Source organism: Streptomyces sp. NPDC014623 (assembly GCF_043088245.1).
Taxonomy (GTDB): Bacteria; Actinomycetota; Actinomycetes; order Streptomycetales; family Streptomycetaceae; genus Streptomyces.
Map to the genome: position 1 here is coordinate 85,423 of NZ_JBIBZU010000019.1, position 17,150 is coordinate 102,572.

At 70.5% G+C, this 17,150-nt stretch carries 17 protein-coding genes, 1 pseudogene and 1 riboswitch; of the genes and pseudogenes, 10 read left to right on the forward strand and 8 right to left on the reverse strand.

The window, feature by feature from the left end; translation table 11 throughout:
* Window positions 1–17 precede the first annotated feature (17 nt).
* Window positions 18–296 carry a hypothetical protein gene (locus tag ACF1FZ_RS27000; protein ID WP_391775986.1) on the reverse strand — a complete coding sequence of 93 codons (279 nt, stop codon included), beginning with the start codon at window positions 294–296 and terminating at the stop codon, window positions 18–20.
* Between the two features lie 174 nt (window positions 297–470).
* Window positions 471–1,070: a TetR/AcrR family transcriptional regulator gene (locus ACF1FZ_RS27005; protein WP_391775987.1), complete on the reverse strand. Its 600-nt coding sequence runs from the start codon at window positions 1,068–1,070 to the stop codon at window positions 471–473.
* A 99-nt stretch (window positions 1,071–1,169) separates the two neighbouring features.
* On the opposite strand from ACF1FZ_RS27005, the gene ACF1FZ_RS27010 reads away from it, so the two are divergent.
* A complete protein-coding gene (locus ACF1FZ_RS27010; protein ID WP_391775988.1) occupies window positions 1,170–2,324 on the forward strand; it encodes an epoxide hydrolase family protein in 1,155 nt (384 codons plus the stop codon).
* 286 nt (window positions 2,325–2,610) lie between these two features.
* The gene (locus tag ACF1FZ_RS27015; protein ID WP_391775989.1) at window positions 2,611–3,006 is read left to right on the forward strand and encodes a PPOX class F420-dependent oxidoreductase; all 396 of its coding nucleotides are present in this window, start codon (window positions 2,611–2,613) and stop codon (window positions 3,004–3,006) included.
* Window positions 3,007–3,141: 135 nt separating this feature from the next.
* Here ACF1FZ_RS27015 and ACF1FZ_RS27020 read toward each other — a convergent pair whose 3' ends face one another.
* A complete protein-coding gene (locus ACF1FZ_RS27020) occupies window positions 3,142–3,303 on the reverse strand; it encodes a hypothetical protein (RefSeq protein WP_391775990.1) in 162 nt (53 codons plus the stop codon).
* A gap of 338 nt (window positions 3,304–3,641) precedes the next feature.
* Window positions 3,642–3,721: riboswitch (cobalamin riboswitch) on the forward strand.
* A 121-nt stretch (window positions 3,722–3,842) separates the two neighbouring features.
* Between ACF1FZ_RS27020 and ACF1FZ_RS27025 the strand changes: the two genes are divergently transcribed.
* From ACF1FZ_RS27025 to ACF1FZ_RS27035, 3 genes are read left to right on the forward strand one after another with little or no spacing between them, the layout of a single operon-like run.
* Window positions 3,843–4,946 carry a FecCD family ABC transporter permease gene (locus ACF1FZ_RS27025; protein WP_391775991.1) on the forward strand — a complete coding sequence of 368 codons (1,104 nt, stop codon included), beginning with the start codon at window positions 3,843–3,845 and terminating at the stop codon, window positions 4,944–4,946.
* Window positions 4,946–5,719 carry an ABC transporter ATP-binding protein gene (locus ACF1FZ_RS27030; protein ID WP_391775992.1) on the forward strand — a complete coding sequence of 258 codons (774 nt, stop codon included), beginning with the start codon at window positions 4,946–4,948 and terminating at the stop codon, window positions 5,717–5,719. The genes ACF1FZ_RS27025 and ACF1FZ_RS27030 overlap by 1 nt, the downstream gene beginning before the upstream one ends.
* Window positions 5,720–5,758: 39 nt before the next feature.
* On the forward strand, window positions 5,759–6,781 hold the full coding sequence (locus ACF1FZ_RS27035) for an ABC transporter substrate-binding protein (protein WP_391775993.1): 1,023 nt from the start codon (window positions 5,759–5,761) through the stop codon (window positions 6,779–6,781).
* Window positions 6,782–7,443: 662 nt separating this feature from the next.
* Here the strand turns inward: ACF1FZ_RS27035 and ACF1FZ_RS27040 are convergent.
* Entirely contained in the window at window positions 7,444–8,031 is a 588-nt protein-coding gene (locus ACF1FZ_RS27040) for a sigma-70 family RNA polymerase sigma factor (RefSeq protein ID WP_391775994.1), read from the reverse strand.
* A 139-nt stretch (window positions 8,032–8,170) separates the two neighbouring features.
* The gene (locus tag ACF1FZ_RS27045; RefSeq protein WP_391775995.1) at window positions 8,171–8,953 is read right to left on the reverse strand and encodes a hypothetical protein; all 783 of its coding nucleotides are present in this window, start codon (window positions 8,951–8,953) and stop codon (window positions 8,171–8,173) included.
* Window positions 8,954–9,259: 306 nt separating this feature from the next.
* On the opposite strand from ACF1FZ_RS27045, the gene ACF1FZ_RS27050 reads away from it, so the two are divergent.
* Window positions 9,260–9,469 carry a hypothetical protein gene (locus ACF1FZ_RS27050; RefSeq protein ID WP_391775996.1) on the forward strand — a complete coding sequence of 70 codons (210 nt, stop codon included), beginning with the start codon at window positions 9,260–9,262 and terminating at the stop codon, window positions 9,467–9,469.
* A gap of 571 nt (window positions 9,470–10,040) precedes the next feature.
* Window positions 10,041–10,265, forward strand: coding sequence for a hypothetical protein (locus tag ACF1FZ_RS27055; protein WP_391775997.1), 225 nt, complete (start codon window positions 10,041–10,043; stop codon window positions 10,263–10,265).
* Window positions 10,266–10,460: 195 nt separating this feature from the next.
* On the opposite strand, the gene ACF1FZ_RS27060 is transcribed toward ACF1FZ_RS27055, so the two are convergent.
* On the reverse strand, window positions 10,461–11,225 hold the full coding sequence (locus ACF1FZ_RS27060; RefSeq protein ID WP_391775998.1) for a calcium-binding protein: 765 nt from the start codon (window positions 11,223–11,225) through the stop codon (window positions 10,461–10,463).
* A 1,331-nt stretch (window positions 11,226–12,556) separates the two neighbouring features.
* On the opposite strand from ACF1FZ_RS27060, the gene ACF1FZ_RS27065 reads away from it, so the two are divergent.
* Complete coding sequence (locus tag ACF1FZ_RS27065) at window positions 12,557–13,162, forward strand: lytic polysaccharide monooxygenase (RefSeq protein ID WP_391775999.1); 606 nt, start codon at window positions 12,557–12,559, stop codon at window positions 13,160–13,162.
* Window positions 13,163–13,302: 140 nt separating this feature from the next.
* On the opposite strand, the gene ACF1FZ_RS27070 is transcribed toward ACF1FZ_RS27065, so the two are convergent.
* Window positions 13,303–13,575 carry a hypothetical protein gene (locus ACF1FZ_RS27070; protein WP_391776000.1) on the reverse strand — a complete coding sequence of 91 codons (273 nt, stop codon included), beginning with the start codon at window positions 13,573–13,575 and terminating at the stop codon, window positions 13,303–13,305.
* A 149-nt stretch (window positions 13,576–13,724) separates the two neighbouring features.
* Window positions 13,725–14,330 (reverse strand): hypothetical protein, encoded by a 606-nt coding sequence (locus tag ACF1FZ_RS27075; protein WP_391776001.1) that lies wholly within the window; start codon window positions 14,328–14,330, stop codon window positions 13,725–13,727.
* A gap of 167 nt (window positions 14,331–14,497) precedes the next feature.
* Here ACF1FZ_RS27075 and ACF1FZ_RS27080 point away from each other — a divergent pair, with 167 nt between their 5' ends.
* Entirely contained in the window at window positions 14,498–15,712 is a 1,215-nt protein-coding gene (locus ACF1FZ_RS27080; RefSeq protein WP_391776030.1) for a helix-turn-helix domain-containing protein, read from the forward strand.
* A 96-nt stretch (window positions 15,713–15,808) separates the two neighbouring features.
* A pseudogene (locus ACF1FZ_RS27085) lies at window positions 15,809–16,990 on the forward strand (IS701 family transposase).
* Window positions 16,991–17,150: the final 160 nt, after the last annotated feature.

Sequence of the window (17,150 nt, forward strand, 5' to 3'; positions counted from 1 at the left end):
GACTCGGACGAGGGCGGCTACAACGACCAGGGGCATCCTGGGACCTGAGCCTCTCGCCGTTCTCTCTGCCCGGTGTCCGGTGGCCGGAAGCCGGCGTAGCGGCCGGCGAGCTCGTGCGCCTCGGCGGTGCGGCCCTCGGCAACCAGGCAGATCAGGGACTCCGGCATGAACCGGGCGACCAGCGGCACGGCGATGACCCGCAGGATCACACGGATCCAGAAGGCCGCACGCCGGCCGTCGGCAGCCAGGCCCTGAAGCCGATGCTGTCCCGTTTCCGCACGGGGTACGAGGCCCACCCGCCCGGATCCAAGCCTCGCCGCCTTCGTGCCGGTAAAGCAGCGAGGCTCCCGCCTGCGGCGATGGCTCCGGGGTAAACACATCGAGGGCTTGCCCCCAGGCCCGTCAGTACCGGGATGCCGGAAAACGCTCAGTTCCGTCTCCGACCGGTGGGCAACCGAAGGAAACGGACGTCAGGCGGGGCGCACGGGTTCTCCGTCGGGCCGCAGGTCGGCGTGGCGGAGTCCGGCGAGTGCCACAGCCAGGGCGCGCCGCCACCGGCCGGGGTCGTGCTGCCGTGAGGCGTCCATCACGGCGCCCACCATGAGGTGGACGGTCTCGAGGTCCCCGGAGGTCGTTCCGGGCGGCAACTGGCCGGCGCGGACAGCGCGTTCGACGAGCTGTGCGGCTAGTTCCGCGATACGGGCGCAGCCCTGCGCCAGGCGGGCGGTTCCCTGCTGTCCGCCGCGCAGCAGTTCGCCCAAGGCGCGGTTGTCGGCTTCGAGTTCGAACTGCCGCTCCATGAACCAGGTGAGGCCGGCCCAGGGATCGTCGGCCCGGCACGCCTGCTGGGCAAGGACGACCACGGCGTCGACGTGTTCGGCGAACAGGGCGTCCACGAGGTCCTGGCGGTCGGGGAAGCGGCGGTACAGGGTGCCCATGCCGCTTCCGGCCGTGCGGGCGATCTCCTCGTAGGGCACCCGTAGCCCGTCGCGGGCCATGAGTTCCCGTGCAGCCTCCAGCAGGCGCTGCCGGTTGCGCTCGGCGTCACGGCGCAAGGGACGTTCGGTCATACGGCCCACCCTATCAAGTGGAGGCTTCCCTACTAAGTTGAATAATTAATCCACTTAGTGGTTTGGTGGTGTCGGACACACCACTACGAGGAGGCGGACATGCCCTCACCACCCACAACAGTCGAAGCCTTTCCGATCGCGGTCGACGAGCGGGAACTCGGCCGGCTCGCCCGTCGGCTGGCCGACACCCGCTGGCCGGACCGGGAGACCGGCCCCGACCAGGGTCCGGAGCTGGAGCGCATCCGTGCACTGTGCGCATACTGGGCCACCGACTACGACTGGCGCCGCTGCGAGAAGGACATCAACGACACCGGGTCGTTCCGTACCGTCCTGGACGGCGTCGGCGTGCACTTCTTGCACGCCCGCTCGCCCGAGCCGTCGGCGATGCCCCTCCTGCTGTGCCACGGCTGGCCCGGGTCCATCCTGGAGTTCCGGCACATGGTCGGGCCGCTGACCGATCCCGTCGCGCACGGCGGCCGGGCCGAGGACGCCTTCCACGTCGTGATCCCCTCCATGCCCGGCTTCGGTTTCTCGGACAAGCCGACCGCCACCGGATGGGGTGTTTCCCGTATCGCTGTCGCCTGGACCGAGCTCATGCACCGCCTCGGCTACCGCGAGTGGGTCGCGCAGGGCGGCGACTGGGGATCGGCTGTCGTCGAGGCGATCAGCCGCAAGGCGCCCGAGGGACTCCTCGGCATGCACGTCAACCTGCCGCTGGTATTTCCCACCGCCCAGGAGATCAAGGAGGCGACACCCGACGAGCAGCGCATGTCGGGCAAGGCGGAGCACTACCGGAGCGTGCTCGACGGCTACTCCCGGGAGCAGGCCACCCGGCCGCAGTCCATCGGCTATTCCCTGGCCGACTCACCCGCCGGACTGGCCGCCTGGATCTACACCCTCTTCCAGGACGTCACCGACAGCGACGGCAACCCCGAGGCGGTCGTCCCGCGCGACGAGATCCTGGACGACATCATGATGTACTGGCTGCCCAACGCGGGCCCCTCCTCCGCACGGCTGTACTGGGAGGCGCGCCGGGAACCGGGAGGCGCATCCGCGCCGAACCCCACGCCGGCCGGGTTCAGCATTTTCCCCGGCGAGGCCGTGCAGGCATCGCGCCGCTGGATCGAGGAGCGTTATTCTCACGTCCTGCACTACCGTCAGCTCGATCGCGGAGGACACTTCGCGGCTCTTGAGCAGCCCGCCGTCCTGACCGACGAGATCCGCACCACCTTCCGCTCACTGCGCCGCGGATGAATCAGCCCGGCCCTCGCCTTTCGCGAGGCACTCGGCGGAGCGGCCGCCCCCGCCGCTCCGCACTCCGGTCCGGACAACCCCAGCCGGCAGCCCCGCACGCCTGGCGTCTTGCGGGCCCGGTGAAGAAGAGCCGCCACTCTTTCACGTGAAACCAGTCCTGTGGAGCGGGCCGACGGCAGCAGGTCGCGGCGCTCGCCGGATTGCAGTAATTCATCCCCCCGACCGGCCAAGAGCCGTTGACCGGCGGTGCGGTTCCCTGAACGCCCATGAAGGAGAAGGTGCCACCATGCCCCTGCCGAATGACCTGCTCGAGGTGCTGCAGTCCCCGGCCCCGTGCTTCTTGACCACCCTTATGCCGGACGGTTCTCCTCAGATCACGCAGACCTGGGTGGACACGGATGGGGAGAACATCGTCATCAACACGGTGAGCACCCATCAGAAGACGCGCAACATCGAGCGTGATCCCCGCGTGGCGGTGGCGGTGGCGGACCCGTCCACTCCGTCGCGTTACTGGGCGGCCCGGGGCCGTGTCACGGCTTCCGGGACGGAGGGCGCCCGGGAGCACCTCGACAAGCTGTCCCACAAGTATCTGGGCCGTCCCTATCCAGGGTTCGACGGCGGAACGCAACAGCGCGTCATTCTGACCATTGGCATCGACAAACTGCACACCCCTAGTCGCTGATTCACCAGCGAGTTCCTCCGGTCTGACCACCGGTCGGGTGACGGTCCGGAGCGCGGGACGAACGAGGCCCCGGATTGTCACTGCGATCGAACTCGTGGTGCCGTAGGGGGCGACAGCTGACCGCCGGCTGCGGTATCACCGAAGGGATGCGGCGTCCGGCAGGGTCCCGCGCAGCGCGGATTCGTCCACCCGGATGGCCGAAGTGCCTGCGGCCTCCAGGTCATGCACCTCTTCGCGCAGGGCGGGGGCCAGCTGCCGGGCGGTCCCGCCGAGCGGCTGGCCGTCCCATGTACTCATCCAGCCGGCACCATCCGGCCGGGCCCGTCCCCTCGCACTCCGAACGCCGTCCCGGGCCGGCCGGCGAACCGAGAACGCCCTGGGAGTCCGTCAAAGCCTCGCTGCCCGCACGCCCGGCCGCGTAGGGCGTCGTTCTGACGCCCGGGTCCTGCCGCTTCTCCCCGCCGGCTCACGGTGGCACCGCCTGTTGCCGGGCTGGGAAGACACCGGCGTCGCCCGGGCCGGTGGGGGCGGTTCCGAAGACCGCGGTCTGCACCTGGGTCACCCTGTCGGCACTGCACCGTCGCTTCCCCGTGGAGGAAAGCCGGCGACAGACGCTAAGCTGCAAGCGCCTCGTGGGGGAAGTCCGGTGGAAGTCCGGCGCTGACCCGCAACGGTAGGCGGAGTCCTGCACAGGGTTCCGTAAGCCCGATCACCCGCGGTGGTGAAGCTCCTGTCAATCGCCGTGGACTGCGAGAGGTGCTGTGCACGGGGCCCAGCACCCGGGCCCGCTCCTTCGAACACGCAGATGCACGGCCCGAGGCGAAAGTGATCCGCTCGTGGCCACGCTCCGCGACCGCATACCCGCCCTACCGCACTGCGGTACCAGCATCGGGCCCCCACCACCCCGGCGCGTTTCGTTACTCCTGCTCGTGGCCGGCCTGTGCGTCGCGCTTCCCGTTTCCCTCGCCTGCGGCGCGGGCATGGGGGCGTCGGGACTCTCCTGGAGCGAGGCGCTGCACTACCTCTGGGCGGGGCTGACCGGTGGGCCTGTAGCTCCGGACGAGGTCTCCTCCTACATCATCGTGTGGGAGCTCCGCTTCCCGCGTGCGGTGCTGGCCGCGATCGTCGGCGCCGGCCTGGCTGCCGTGGGCGTCGCTGTCCAGGCCATGGTCCGCAACGCACTCGCGGACCCTTTCGTCCTCGGTATCTCCTCCGGTGCGGCCGTCGGCGCCAACGCCGTGCTCATCTTCGGTGCCTTCGGCGCACTCGGTGTCTGGGCCCTGTCCACGGCGGCGTTCCTTTCCGCGCTCGTGGCCATGGTGCTGGTGTACGCGATCGCCCGGACCCCACGGGGGCTGACACCGCTCCGGCTCGTGCTCACCGGTACCGCGCTGTACTACGGCTTCTCCGCTGTGACCACGTTCATGGTGTTCGCCGCCGAGCACGGCGAAGCGGCCCGGTCCGCGATGATGTGGCTGCTCGGCAGTCTCGGCGGTGCGAGCTGGTCCTCCGTGCCGATCGCCACGGGCGCGGTCCTGGGGGGCCTCGCTCACCTCGGCTGGTCGGCCCGGCGCCTGAACGCTCTCGCGATGGGGGACGAGACCGCCGCCGCGCTGGGGGTGGATCCCGGACGGCTGCGTAAGGAACTCTTCCTCACCGCCGCCGCCGTCACCGGGGCGGTGGTCGCGGTCAGCGGAGCGATCGGCTTCGTCGGCCTCATGGTTCCGCACGCCGCCCGCATGCTGATCGGGGCGGACCACCGACGGCTGCTGGTCGTGGCGCCGCTGGCCGGTGCCGTGCTGCTGATATGGGTCGACATCCTGTCGCGAGTGGTTCTCGCCCCCGCCGAGCTGCCGCTGGGTGTACTGACGGCTGCGATCGGCGTGCCCTGTTTCATCCTGCTCATGCGCCGCCGTACCTACACCTTCGGAGGCGTGTGATGCAGATCGACATCGACATGCTCACCGTGGAGATCTCCGGTGCGCGGGTGGTGCAGGACGTGTCGCTGCGGGCGGGCAGTGGTCAGGTCGTGGGACTCGTCGGGCCCAACGGCAGCGGCAAGTCCACCCTGCTGCGATGTGTCTACCGAGCCCTGCGCCCCACGGCCGGTGCGGTCCGTCTCGGCGGCGACGACCTGCTGGCCATGAGCACCCGCGACAGCGCGCGTCGGCTCGCCGCCCTTCCCCAGGAAGCGGTAGCGGAGTTCGACTTCACGGTGGCCGAGGTCGTGACCATGGGCAGACTGCCGCACCAGGGGGCAGTGGCCCGGGAGACCGACGAGGACCGGCGCACATGTGCCGCCGCACTGGAAGGAGTCGGCGCCGGCCATCTGGCCGGCCGGGGCTTTCTCACACTCTCCGGCGGTGAGAGACAACGGGTCCTGATCGCCCGTGCGCTCGCTCAGCAACCGCAGGTCCTGGTACTGGACGAACCAACCAACCACCTGGATGTAGCCCAGCAGCTGGAGGTCCTGTTCCTGGTACGGGCCAGTGGACTGACCGTGCTCACCGCGCTGCACGACCTCAATCTCGCCGCGCTCCACTGCGACCTCATCCACGTCATCGACGAGGGGCGGATCGTCGCTTCCGGAGCTCCGCACGATGTTCTGACCCCCGCTCTGCTGGCTGAGGTCTTCGGCGTCCGGGCGCACCGCGTCCCCCATCCGGAGACAGGCGCGGTCCAGCTGCTCTTCGACCGCCTCCCCGCCCGGTAAGGGCCTTCCCCGGACCACCCCCGAAGGAGTCACCACCACATGCCCAGCCTCGCGCGCCCTGCCGCCGTCGCCCTCGCTCTGGTCTTCACCGTCACCGGCTGCGGCGCGGACGTCTCGTCGGACGAAGGGAAGGGGGACGGTGCCCGAGCGTCCGACAGCCACTATCCGGTCACGGTCGAGAACTGTGGCGAGAAGAAGACGTTCGACAGGGCCCCGCAGCGCGTGGTCACCAACGACGTCGGCATCACCGAGATCATGTTCGCCCTCGGCCTCGAGGACCACATGGCCGGATACGTCATGCCCGACGACAAGGGCGACCTCACGCACGTGCCCTGGAAGGGCGGCTACCGGAAGACAGAGTGGCTCTCGAAGGAGCGGATCAACAAGGAGCTGGTACTGGATGCCCGTGCCGACCTGGTCTTCGCGGGCTGGAACTACGGTTTCAACGAGGGGGAGGGTTTCACGCCTGCCGCGCTGCAACGTGTAGGCATCGAGTCGTACCTGCTCAGCGAGTCGTGCCGCAACGGGCAGGGCAAGGCCCGCGGTGTGATGGCGCCTCTCGACGCGCTGTACACGGACCTGCGGAACCTGGGGAGGGTCTTCGACGTCGAGGACAAGGCCGCAACCCTCATCACCTCGTTCCGTGAGCAGGTGGCCGAAGCCCAGGCGAGAGCTCTGAAGGGCGCCGACCGGCCCCGGGTGTTCCTCTACGACAGCGGCGAGGACAAGCCGTTCACGTCCGGCGTCTTCGCCGGCCCCCACGACATCATCACCAAGGCCGGTGGCGACCACATCATGAAGGACCTCGAGGACAGCTGGACCACGGTGGGATGGGAGACGGTCGTGGCCCGCGACCCCGAGGTCATCGTGATCAATGACTACGGTGACACGACCGCGGAACAGAAGCGGAAGTTCCTGGCCTCTTACGAGCCGCTCGCGAACGTCTCCGCCATCAAGAACGACCGGATCATCACCCTCGACTACGTCGACCTCGTCGAGAGCCCGCGCAATCCCGCAGCCGTCAGCTCACTCACGGAGGCCCTGAGGAGCCTGCGGGCCTGAACCCAGGGCGCCATGACCGACTGTGCGACCGGGCGGATCGGGAATCGCGTGCTCGGGCAGGCCAGGCCCTGTCGGAACGGCGCTCGTCGAAGGGGCGCCGGGAGCGGGCGGGGCTCCGCGCGGGGCTGTTGGTTCCTGCCGGCCAGTTGCCGCGTGGGACCAGACCGGTCTGTGACCCGCCGCGATCGGTGGCCGTGAGGTGTCGACCTGGGCAGACGTCCTTCCGGCTATCTCACGCTCCTGCTCGATGACGTAATCGAAAGTCCTGGAAAAGTCCCATAGGACCCCTAGTGCGGCCGGCCGTATTCCGGCTTCGTGCAGGCAGAGAGGCGCCCGTCGGCGCCGCACCGAACCAGGCGCGGCGCCCGGCCTCGTGCAGCGGAGCCAGGTGAGGTGACGGAGGGAAAGGAGGGCGCCCGGGAGTGCCCTCCGCACCCCTGGACATCCCAGTCCTCTCGGTCAGGTCGAGTACACCGCCCGGACCGGGAGTCCCTCGACGCGGCAGCCCGCAGGAGGAAACGAGGGCAGGCGATCGGCATGATCCGGAAGCGGGGCGCATACCGACTTCATGCAGTACGTGCTGCGGGATCGAACCGATGGACGACCGCTCGGGGCGCGGCCGGCACCCCGAGCGGTCGTGGACGCGATGGGAGCAGGCTCGATCAGCAGACCGGAGCGGGCTCCGCCCTGTCGTCGAGCATGGCGCAGAGGGCCGTACGCGCTCGTGCGACCCGGGATCTGATGGTGCCCACCGGGCACGAGACGGCACGGGCCGCGTCGTCGTACGGCATGTCCAGGACCTGGGTCAGTACGAACGCCTCGCGGCGGGCGTCCGGTAACGAGTCGACGAGGGCCATCAGGGCGATGCCCTCGTCGAAGCCGGGCAGGTCACGCGGTTGGCCGCACTCCGCGACGTACTGCCAGTCGGACGTGTCGGCCAGGCGGGGCCGGGAAGCGGCGCGCCGCAGACTGTCGACGACAGTTCGGCGGGCGATGGTCAGTATCCAGGCACGGGCCGAGCCCCGGCCTTGAAAGAGATGGACGGTGCTGACAGCGCGCAGGAAGGTCTCCTGCACCAGGTCGTCGGCCGTCTGGAAGTCGTCGGCCAAGGCGGTGACGTATCGGCGTACGTCGTTGTGGAGGGCGTGGAAGACGTGCTCGAAGGCATCGGCGTCGCCGGCCGCGGCGCCGAGAGCCCAGGCGGTGACTTCGTCCTCCGTCACCGCGGGTTGTCTTGGGGCAGGAAGCATGGAAAATGCGGTTCCTTCCGGGTGTCCGGACGGGGCGCGGCCCACGGGCATGCCCCGGTCCGGAAAGGTGGGAGATCGCGCCCGTGCGTCACGTGCACGGACGCACGTCGGCGGTGGTGCGGCCGACGTGATCCGGCTGTCAGTGGACAGCGATCTCCCCCGGAGGGCCCCGGGTGACGAGCGCGTGGACGAGCAGGCGCGGGCACGGAAGCGTGACGGAGCGGTCGGCAGCAGACGCGGGGGGCGCGGACGGGAGGGGCCGGAGCCCTCTGAAAAGTGCGAGGGGACGGTGGAAGCGGTCCGCCAGGGCTCGCAGGATCTGGAAGGCGGCGCACTCGCCGCGGGCCAGCCACAGGCCGCACAGCAGCGCCGCCACCACGTGCGCCGCGAGCATCCCCCAGGTGGCGGTGCCGGTCATCGCTCCCATGCCGTGCACGGGCGAGGCCGCGTGGGTGCCGGCCCCGTGGGCGGTGTGCCCGAGAGCCGCTATGGCGGAGGAACCGCCTTCGAGTCCGGGCAGCGCCATGCTGTCGGTGAGACCGGCCTGCGCCGCGACGTCGCAGGCGCGCGCCGCTGCGGCCGCGTCGCCGTACGGGCCGCAGAGCAGGGCGTCCGCCCACCTCGTGGCGAGAGCGGAACCGTCCCCGGCCCCCGTGTCGGCCTGCGGCGCAGTCTGGACGAGCGTGAACGCCCCGTGGAGTGCTGCCTGCACCGCGACGGTGAGAGCGACGACGGCGGCCTGGCCTCGCTCCCGTCCGGCGACGAGCCAGGCGAGGGTGCCGACTCCTCCTACGCACAGGCCCAGGGACCACCCGGGGAGTGGATCGTCCGACATGAGGACGTGGCCGCAGGCGGCGAGGGCCACGCACACGACCGCGAAGAGCACGGACCGTGCGGCGCGACACCGCCATCCCACCGGCATGGGGCCCGATCCTGGCATTCTCCCCGCAGCACCTCCAGGACGGGTCCCGTGCGGCGTGTTCCGGACTCTGTCCGTGCTTCGACGGCCCGGCCGTCCACGCCGTCGTCACGGGAAAGGTCGTGCAGCGGTACCTTCTGGTTCCCGTCACCTCGGAAGTTCCGGGAGCACCGGGTGCACGCGGGCGGGCCACTGTGCTCCCGCACCGGAGGACGGCCGAGCTTGCGGCCCGGGAACCGTGGGCATCACCCCGGTATGCGGCTCTCCGGCTTCCGCCCGGGGGCCGACGAGTGTGGAGGAGAGAGTGCGATGACCGGATCCCCCGAACCCCTCGCCACCTTCTGCGGCAACTGCGACTGCGGGTGCCCGCAGTTGTTCGTGGACGAAAGCGCTCCGCCCGAACGCCGGATCGTGATCACCGACGACTTCGGGCAGCGCGTGGAGATGAGCGCTGACCAGTTCGGGTCCCTGGTCGAGGAGGCCAGAGCCGGGCGTCTCGACGCAGCCGTCACCGCGTGACGGCCACGCGGGTCCGGGGAGTGGGGCTGACCGGGCCCGCGCACACCGACGAGCCCGGCCGCAGAAGCGGCCGACGCTCCGTGACCGATGACCGCCCGGTCAGACGGCGGCCGTGTCCACGGCGGTGTATCCGGCCCCGGTGAAGGTCTCGCGGATCCTGGAGTCGTCGGGATCCTGACCACGGGTCAGAACCGTACCGCCGGGGAGGCCGGCCTCCCCCTCGTCGGCGCCAGGGCCTAGGCGAACTCCTCCGTCCCGCCGGCCACGCAGGGGCCGCAGGCCGTTCCCGTGACGTGACAGCGGGTCTGGTTCATACTCTGCTTTTTGTGCCGGGTCCCTCCGTGTACGGACGGCGGGGGAGGGCGTTCTCCGGTCCCCGGGCCGGACGACCCTGGTTCTCCGGCCGGCACAGCGGTCGTCCGCCACCCGCACACCGCTTCCCGCTCCACCGGACGGGTGCTGTGAGCTGTTCACCCGTGTGCCGGGGGACTCCGGCCGGGGTGCCTTCGACTCCTGGACCGTCACGAGCCGTTGCACCACGGCTCGCATCCAGAACCTCGAGGAGCGCCCTGTGGAGCAGACGACGGGCCCCGGGACCGAAGCGAAGGCCGCCCGGGCCGTCCCACCACCAGCGCTGCGGGCATTCCTGTTCCTGCTCGGGCTCCTGCTCGCGGGCGCCCACGCGGTGGGGGACGCGGTGGGACCCGTCGCACCCGGCATGCACGGCCCGGGAGCCACCGGTGACAGGCCCGCCGACGACGGGGACATACCCATGGAGCACGGGAGCGGTCACTGATGGCAGCTGAGGCGACGCCCGCGGCGGCGATGACGGACATCGCTGTCGGCGGTATGACCTGCGCGGCCTGTGGGCCTGTCGTCTGCGGCGTTCGCGGTTGACGCGGCTCGGGTGGCGGGTCGCCCACGGCGGTGGCTCGGTGCCCACGACGCTGTTCGCGCCGCGGGCCAGGACCTTCGGACATGGAGGCCGCACTTACGGGAGGACGATGTTGCGGCCGGGCCCGCCTTCGAGGGCGTCCTTTCCGGTGCCACCGCAGACGAGGTCGTCGCCGCCTTCGCCGTCCAGTGTGTCGTCGCCGGGGCCGCCGAGGACGATGTCGCGGCCGTCCCCGCCCATGGCGTGGTCGTCGCCGGGGCCGGCGTGCACGGTGTCGTCACCACCGTAGCCCTCGATCATGTCGTCGCCCCGGCCGCCCCACATCTGCTGGTTGCTGCTGTCACCCATCAGGTGGTCCATGCCGTCGCCGCCGTGCAGGGCGGCGGGTCCCATGACCATGTCGTTCCCCGCGCCGCCCAGCACCGTGCGTGCGGTGTGGGCGTGCAGTTCGTCGTCGCCTGCGCCGCCGCTGACGGTGCCGACCCCGGGGGTGAAGGCGGCGACCGTGTCGTTGCCGTCGCCGAGGAAGACGTCGATCCTGTCGGGCCGGAGGCTGTCGGCGGGCAGTTCGCAGACGACGGAGGTGGTGTCCTCGGCTCTGGAGTACGCACAGTGGTCGCCCGGTTCGAGCGGGACCACGTCGCTGAAGCCGATCCGCCGGATCCCGTCACTGGTGTACATGGAGAATATGCTGAGGTTGTTGGCCTGCCCTGCAGCGGCGGTGAAGACGATCGACTGAGTTGCCCAGTCGGCTCCGACGCGGGCCTTCGCCTCGGTGGCGGCGGCTGCCGGGCCGACGGCGAGGCCGGCGGTGAACAGGGTCACGGCGACCGCGCTGACGCCGGCTCGGTTTCGCTTCATGAGACCTCATCTCGGTGGAGTGACGGTGGACCGGCCTGCTTGGCGTGGTGCTGCCGGGGGCCGGGCGGACCTGGTCGTGAAGGCAGTCTCCCCTGCCGGTCCGGATCCGCAAGACCGCGAATCGACGCGGTGTCATGGTGAGCCGGTGTCCCCCCGGCCGTGATGGCCGGGCTTCTTTGGCCAGACATGTCCCCGGTGTCACCGCGGCAGAGTTCGTTAGCTCAATTCTGGCTCATTAAAAGGGAGTTGGCCGACAAAGTCGACGGCTGGGATCGCCGGGGGAGCGGAAGGCGGCCGCCCGGGTGCGGGCGGAGGAGCTTCGCCCGCAGGCGGAACGGATCGCGGTCGGACCCGCCGAGACGGAAGCGGTGCCGGAGCGTCGGGTGATCGACCGGGAGGAGCTCGTCGAAGCCCTGGCCCCGCTACGGACGTGGCGGGAGTGCCCGTTACGGGTGCGCGGGGTGGCGTCGGCGGTGGTCGAGGAAGCCCCTGGCCCGGGGATTGTCGTGCCGCACCGGCACGGGGCGGCGACCGTGGAGGTGCTCGCGGTGGACTACCGGCGGATCGTCGAGCTGGTGGCCACCACGTGGTGGGGGCGGAGGGTGCGGCGGGGGGAAGCGTCATCGGTGGGGAACTGGCGACGGCCGGGCCGCAGCCCGTGCCGCCCGTTCACCGCGGGGCAGCTCTGTCCGGAACAGCCGTGTCAGCAGACGTGGAACGGACCCGGGCGTGGTCAGCCGGGCCTCTTTTCCGTGGCCTGGCTGACGGTCCGCCGGGAAGTGTTCCAGCACCTGGCCCGCGAGCGTCTCGGGGCCGCGGCGGCGGCTCAGGGAAGTCGGAGCGCGCCGGGGCTGATCCGCGTTGCCGGTGGCTTCCCTCGCTGCAGCATCCATGCTCCGGTGCCGCCGGTTCGGATCCGAGGAGTACACACGTTCCCGTTGTGTGCCATCGGCCGCGTTCCCCGCCCGATGCGCCATATGGTCACAGCTCCTGCCAGGCAACTTGCCCGGCGAGGCCGACCCGGGTGTACGGAAGCGCACCATCGGCACCTGGGATCTCGCGTGTTGTGGAGCCGGACAGCCCTCACGCCGGAACCAGGGCCCGCTGCCATGCTGCGTACGTCCCCCCGGCGTCACGGAGTATTCCCTGTTCACCACCCACTCTGTAGCCAACTCCGTTTGTTTCATTGACATTTCACTCAGGAGACGTACCGTTGGGAGCGCTCCCATGACAGCCTTGCAACTGGAAGGAGTTCCCCCCACATGCGTAAACAGAACCCGTTAACCGGGCGTTCGCGGTCGCCCCTCCGCCGGCCTCTCCAGGCGCTCGTCATGCTGTTCGCCGTGGTTGTCGGCGCACTGGCATGGTCGGCCCCCGCCCAGGCCCACGGCACCGTCGTCGGCCCCGCCTCCCGCGCGTACCAGTGCTGGAAGACGTGGGGCAGCAACCACACGAACCCGGCCATGCAGACCGAAGACCCCATGTGCTGGCAGGCCTTCCAGGCCAACCCCGACACCATGTGGAACTGGATGAGCGCGCTCCGCGACGGCCTCGGCGGCCAGTTCCAGGCGCGGACCCCCGACGGAACGCTCTGCAGCAACAACCTCTCGAGGAACAACAGCCTGAACAAACCCGGGCAGTGGAAGACCACCACCGTCGGCAACAACTTCTCGGTCCACCTGTACGACCAGGCGTCCCACGGTGCCGACTACTTCAAGGTCTACGTGAGCAAGCAGGGCTTCAACCCCAAGACCCAGACCCTGGGCTGGGGCAACCTCGACTTCATCACGCAGACCGGCCGCTTCGCCCCGGCGCAGGACATCACGTTCCCCGTCCAGACCTCCGGCTACACCGGACACCACGTCCTGTTCGTGATCTGGCAGGCCTCGCACCTCGACCAGGCCTACATGTGGTGCAGCGACGTGAACTTCGGCTGAGCCGGGGAGCGCCGCACAAGGCCCCGGCCTCTGCCGGGCGCCGGTAACCCGCCGCCCGGCCGACCGGACTCCGTCGGAGCAGGGGACCCGTGTGGTCACTCTGCCCCGACGGAGCTTCCTGCGCCCCTGGCAGTGCTTGGTCAGGCCGGGTCTGGTGCGGGTGTGTCGCGGTGGCAGGCGGGGCAGGCGCCGGTCCAGGTCGCGAGGAGTGCCTGGAGCTCGCGGACGACTTGGTGGAGGCGGGATGCCGCCTGCCTTTCCAGCCGCTGCCGCTCGTTCGCCTCGGTGTCCTTCTCGTCCACTGCGCCGGCGTCGTGGGCCTCGGCTTCGGCACCGTCGTCATTTCCGACACCGAGACCGAGACCGAAGCCGTAGCCGACTCCACCGCGGCGGCCCTCCGCGTGAGAGACCATCTCATTTGGCGAGTCTGCGGTAGCAGATGAGGGTGCAGGCGATGCTGGTGAAGGCCAGGAAGTGGTCGCCGCCGGCGGAGCAGGTGGGCACGACAGCGGCGCGCCCGGGTTCCGGCCGCGCCGCTGTCGAGCTGTGGTCAGCTCCCGGGTCAGTGGAGCTTGTTGACGGCGGTCTTCGTCGTGGTGCGGAAGGCGGTCAGCGGGGTGTCCTCGAGGTCGCCCATCTGGCCCCAGCGGACGAGGGTGACGGTGCGGCCGTCGCGGCCGACGGAGAACAGGTGGATGTCGGAGATGCCGATCTGCGGGTCGGCGGTGTCCAGGCTGTAGACCCAGGCGCCCTCCTCGACGGCGAGCTTGCCGTGGGAGGCGCTGACGGCCTGCAGGCCCGGGTTCTGCTGCTCCAGCAGGGGGCCGCAGCCGGCGAGGGCCCCGCGGAGGGTGTCGACCAGCTTCACGGCGTCGGCCTCGGTACGGGCGATGGTGGTGACCTGGACGCCGTTGGTGTCGAGTTCGGTGCTGAACTCGCGGTAGCGGGTGTTCTGCGCCGGGATCTTGTACGGGGCGCAGAGGACGCCGCCGTTCTCCGGGACGCCGGTGAAGACCTGGGTGGCGGTCCACGGCGTCGACGACGGCGGCATCTGGGAGGCGGCGAGGAAGGCGGGCTGGGCAGCGGCCTGCGCCGGGGCTGTGGCGAGGGCCGCGAGGCCCAGTGCGGCAGCGGCTGCGGTGGCGAGTGCGGTGCGGAGCTTGTTCATGGTGGTGGATCCCCCGTCGGGTCGTTCGTTCGGCCAGTGCTCAACCAGCGTGGGGCCGGCGCCCGCCGGCTGCAACGATCACGCGCCCACCAGCCGTCCCGGAACCATTTCACCCCCGCTGACGTGCAAGGACGTGAAGGATGGGACGCAGGGTCGAGGGGGATGGAATGCCGAAGGACGCCGCTGTCGAGGAGTTCGCGGGGCTCGTGCGCGCGTTGAAGGCGCAGGACGGGAGGAGTTACGAGGCGCTGGGCCGGCGGCTGAGCGTCAGCGCGTCCACCCTCCACCGCTACTGCTCGGGCGCGACCGTCCCGGAGGAGTTCGCCGTGGTCGACCGCCTCGCCCTGCTGTGCGGGGCGGACGAGGAGGAACAGCGGGCCCTGGAGGCGGCCTGGACGGAGGCGGACCGCGCCCGCCGCCGAGCGGCCCCGCCCGCGCCCACGCCTGTGCCGGCCATGTCGGCCGCGCCGGAATCGAACCCGGAACCGTCCGCGCCGGAACCGGGCCCCGGCCCCGCCCCGGACCCGACCGCGCCGGACCCGTCCGCCGCGGATCCGTCCGCGCCGGAGGCGCCCCGCGCCCGCCCCCGTCGTGGCGCCCCCGCTCCCCTCCTCGTCGCCGCCGCCGTCGCCCTCGTCGTGCTCGCCCTCGCCGCCGCCCTGCTCGGCCACCCCACCCGTACGGCTTCCGCCCCCGCTCCCGCTTCCACCGCTCCGGGGCGGGCCGCGGCCCCCCTCCCCTTCACCTGGAGCATCGGTTCCCAGCTCTGGGAGGGCGGCTGCGGGCACACCTACCTCGTGGACCGGGCCCCCCGCGCGGTCGCCCCGCCGCCGGTCGCGGCCGACTCCGAGGCGTGGGCCGGGACGCACGGTGCCGTGCACGGCGGGGAGGCGCTGGTGCGGATCACGGTCCAGGGCCGGTCGCCGTCCGACGCCGTCGTCCTCCATGCCCTGCACGTGCGCCTGGTCGACCGCGCCGCGCCGCTGCCGTGGAACGCGTACCGGATGGACAACGGCTGTGGCGGCGCCGTCACCCCGCGCCACTTCGCCGTGGACCTCGACCGGCCGCGCCCGCTCGCGAGGCCCGTCGACGGCCTTGACGCCTCCGGCGCCGAGGTCCGGAAGATCCCGGCCGTCTCCTTCCCGTACAAGGTCACCTCCTCCGACCCCGAGGAGCTGCTGGTCTCCGCGCGGGCGGCGGGCTGCGACTGCCGCTGGTACCTGGAGCTGGAGTGGAGCGCCGGGGGCCGTACGGGGACGGTGCGGATCACGGACGGCGGGAAACCGTTCCGCACGAGCGGGACCAGGGGGAGGCCGGCGTACGTGCACGACTCCGCCGAAGGGCGCTGGATCACAGACTCGGACTCTGGACAGACCGGGTGACCGATGAATAACTTCGACCGACATAGACTGAGCAAGCGCTTAGTACTGCAACGGCGTTTGGCGTGACTGGTGGCCAGGGCTGTCGTTGGTCTGTCCATGGGCGGGGAACTTGATGATGTCAGGGCGTGGGCGGCGGGTCTGGGCGAGTTGCATGAGCGGTTCGTGCACCGGTTTGCGCGGTCGGAGCCGCCGGAGTCGGCGTTGGCGTATATGCGGGGACTGATCGCTCCGTTGGAGCGGAAGAACGGCTGGACGCTGGCCGAAGAGGCCGGTCACGCGGCTCCTGATCGGATGCACCGGCTGCTGAACCGGTGCGACTGGGACGCTGAGGAGGTCCTCGACGACCTCCGTGATTACGTCGTGGAGCATCTCGGCGACCCGGACGCGGTCCTGATCGTGGACGACACCGGCTTCTTGAAGAAGGGTGTCCGCTCGGCCGGGGTTCAACGGCAATATTCGGGAACCGCCGGACGTACGGAAAACTGCCAGGTCGGTGTCTTCCCTGCCTATGCCGGCGCCCGTGGACGCACCCTGATCGACCGGCGCCTGTATCTGCCCACCTCATGGACCGATGACCGCGAACGCTGCCGGGCCGCCGGTGTCAGCGACGACATCGCCTTCGAGACGAAAGTGGTCACCGCGAAGGCGATGGTCCGACGCGCGACTGCTCAGAAGATCCCGTTCCGGTGGGTCACCGCGGATGCTGCCTACGGCTTCTCCAAGGGCTGGCGGACCGAGCTCGAGCAGGCTGATGTCTTCCACGTCATGGCCACCACCCGCCACGACACCGTCGTCACCCGTTGGGCCATGGACCACCCTGTCCACGACCTGTTTCCCGGCCTGTCCCGGCAGAAGTGGAAACGCCGTTCCTGCGGCAACGGTGCCCATGGGCCCCGGGTTTACGACTGGGCGAGGGTGGAGGTCCGTCCTTGGCGCCGCCCGGACCCGGCACTGGGTGATCGCCCGTCGCAGTGTGAGCCGGCCGCAGGAGATCTCCTACTACATCGCCTACTGCCCCGCCGACACGACACTCGATGAACTGATCCGCGTCGCCGGCAGCAGGCGGGCCGTCGAGGAGTGCTTCCAGAGTGCGAAGCAGGAGTGCGGCCTGGACGACTATCAGGTCCGGCGCTATCCCGGCTGGCACCGTCACATCACCCTCGCCATGGCCGCCCATGCCTGCCTGGCCGTCCTGCGGGCCCGTGCACTGGACACGGGAAGGCAGAAACGGATCCTTCCAGCTCATCGCCCTTACTCTCCCCGAAATCCGACGGCTGACCACCCGCCTCGCCCAACCTCGCGCCACCCTCGTCGACCGCGTCCTGCACTGGTCACACTGGCGCCGCCAACGCCAACACCAAGCCCGTATCAGCCACTACAAACGACGCGGCCACACACCACCAGAAATCATCCACCCGTCAGAACAAAGACCGTTGCA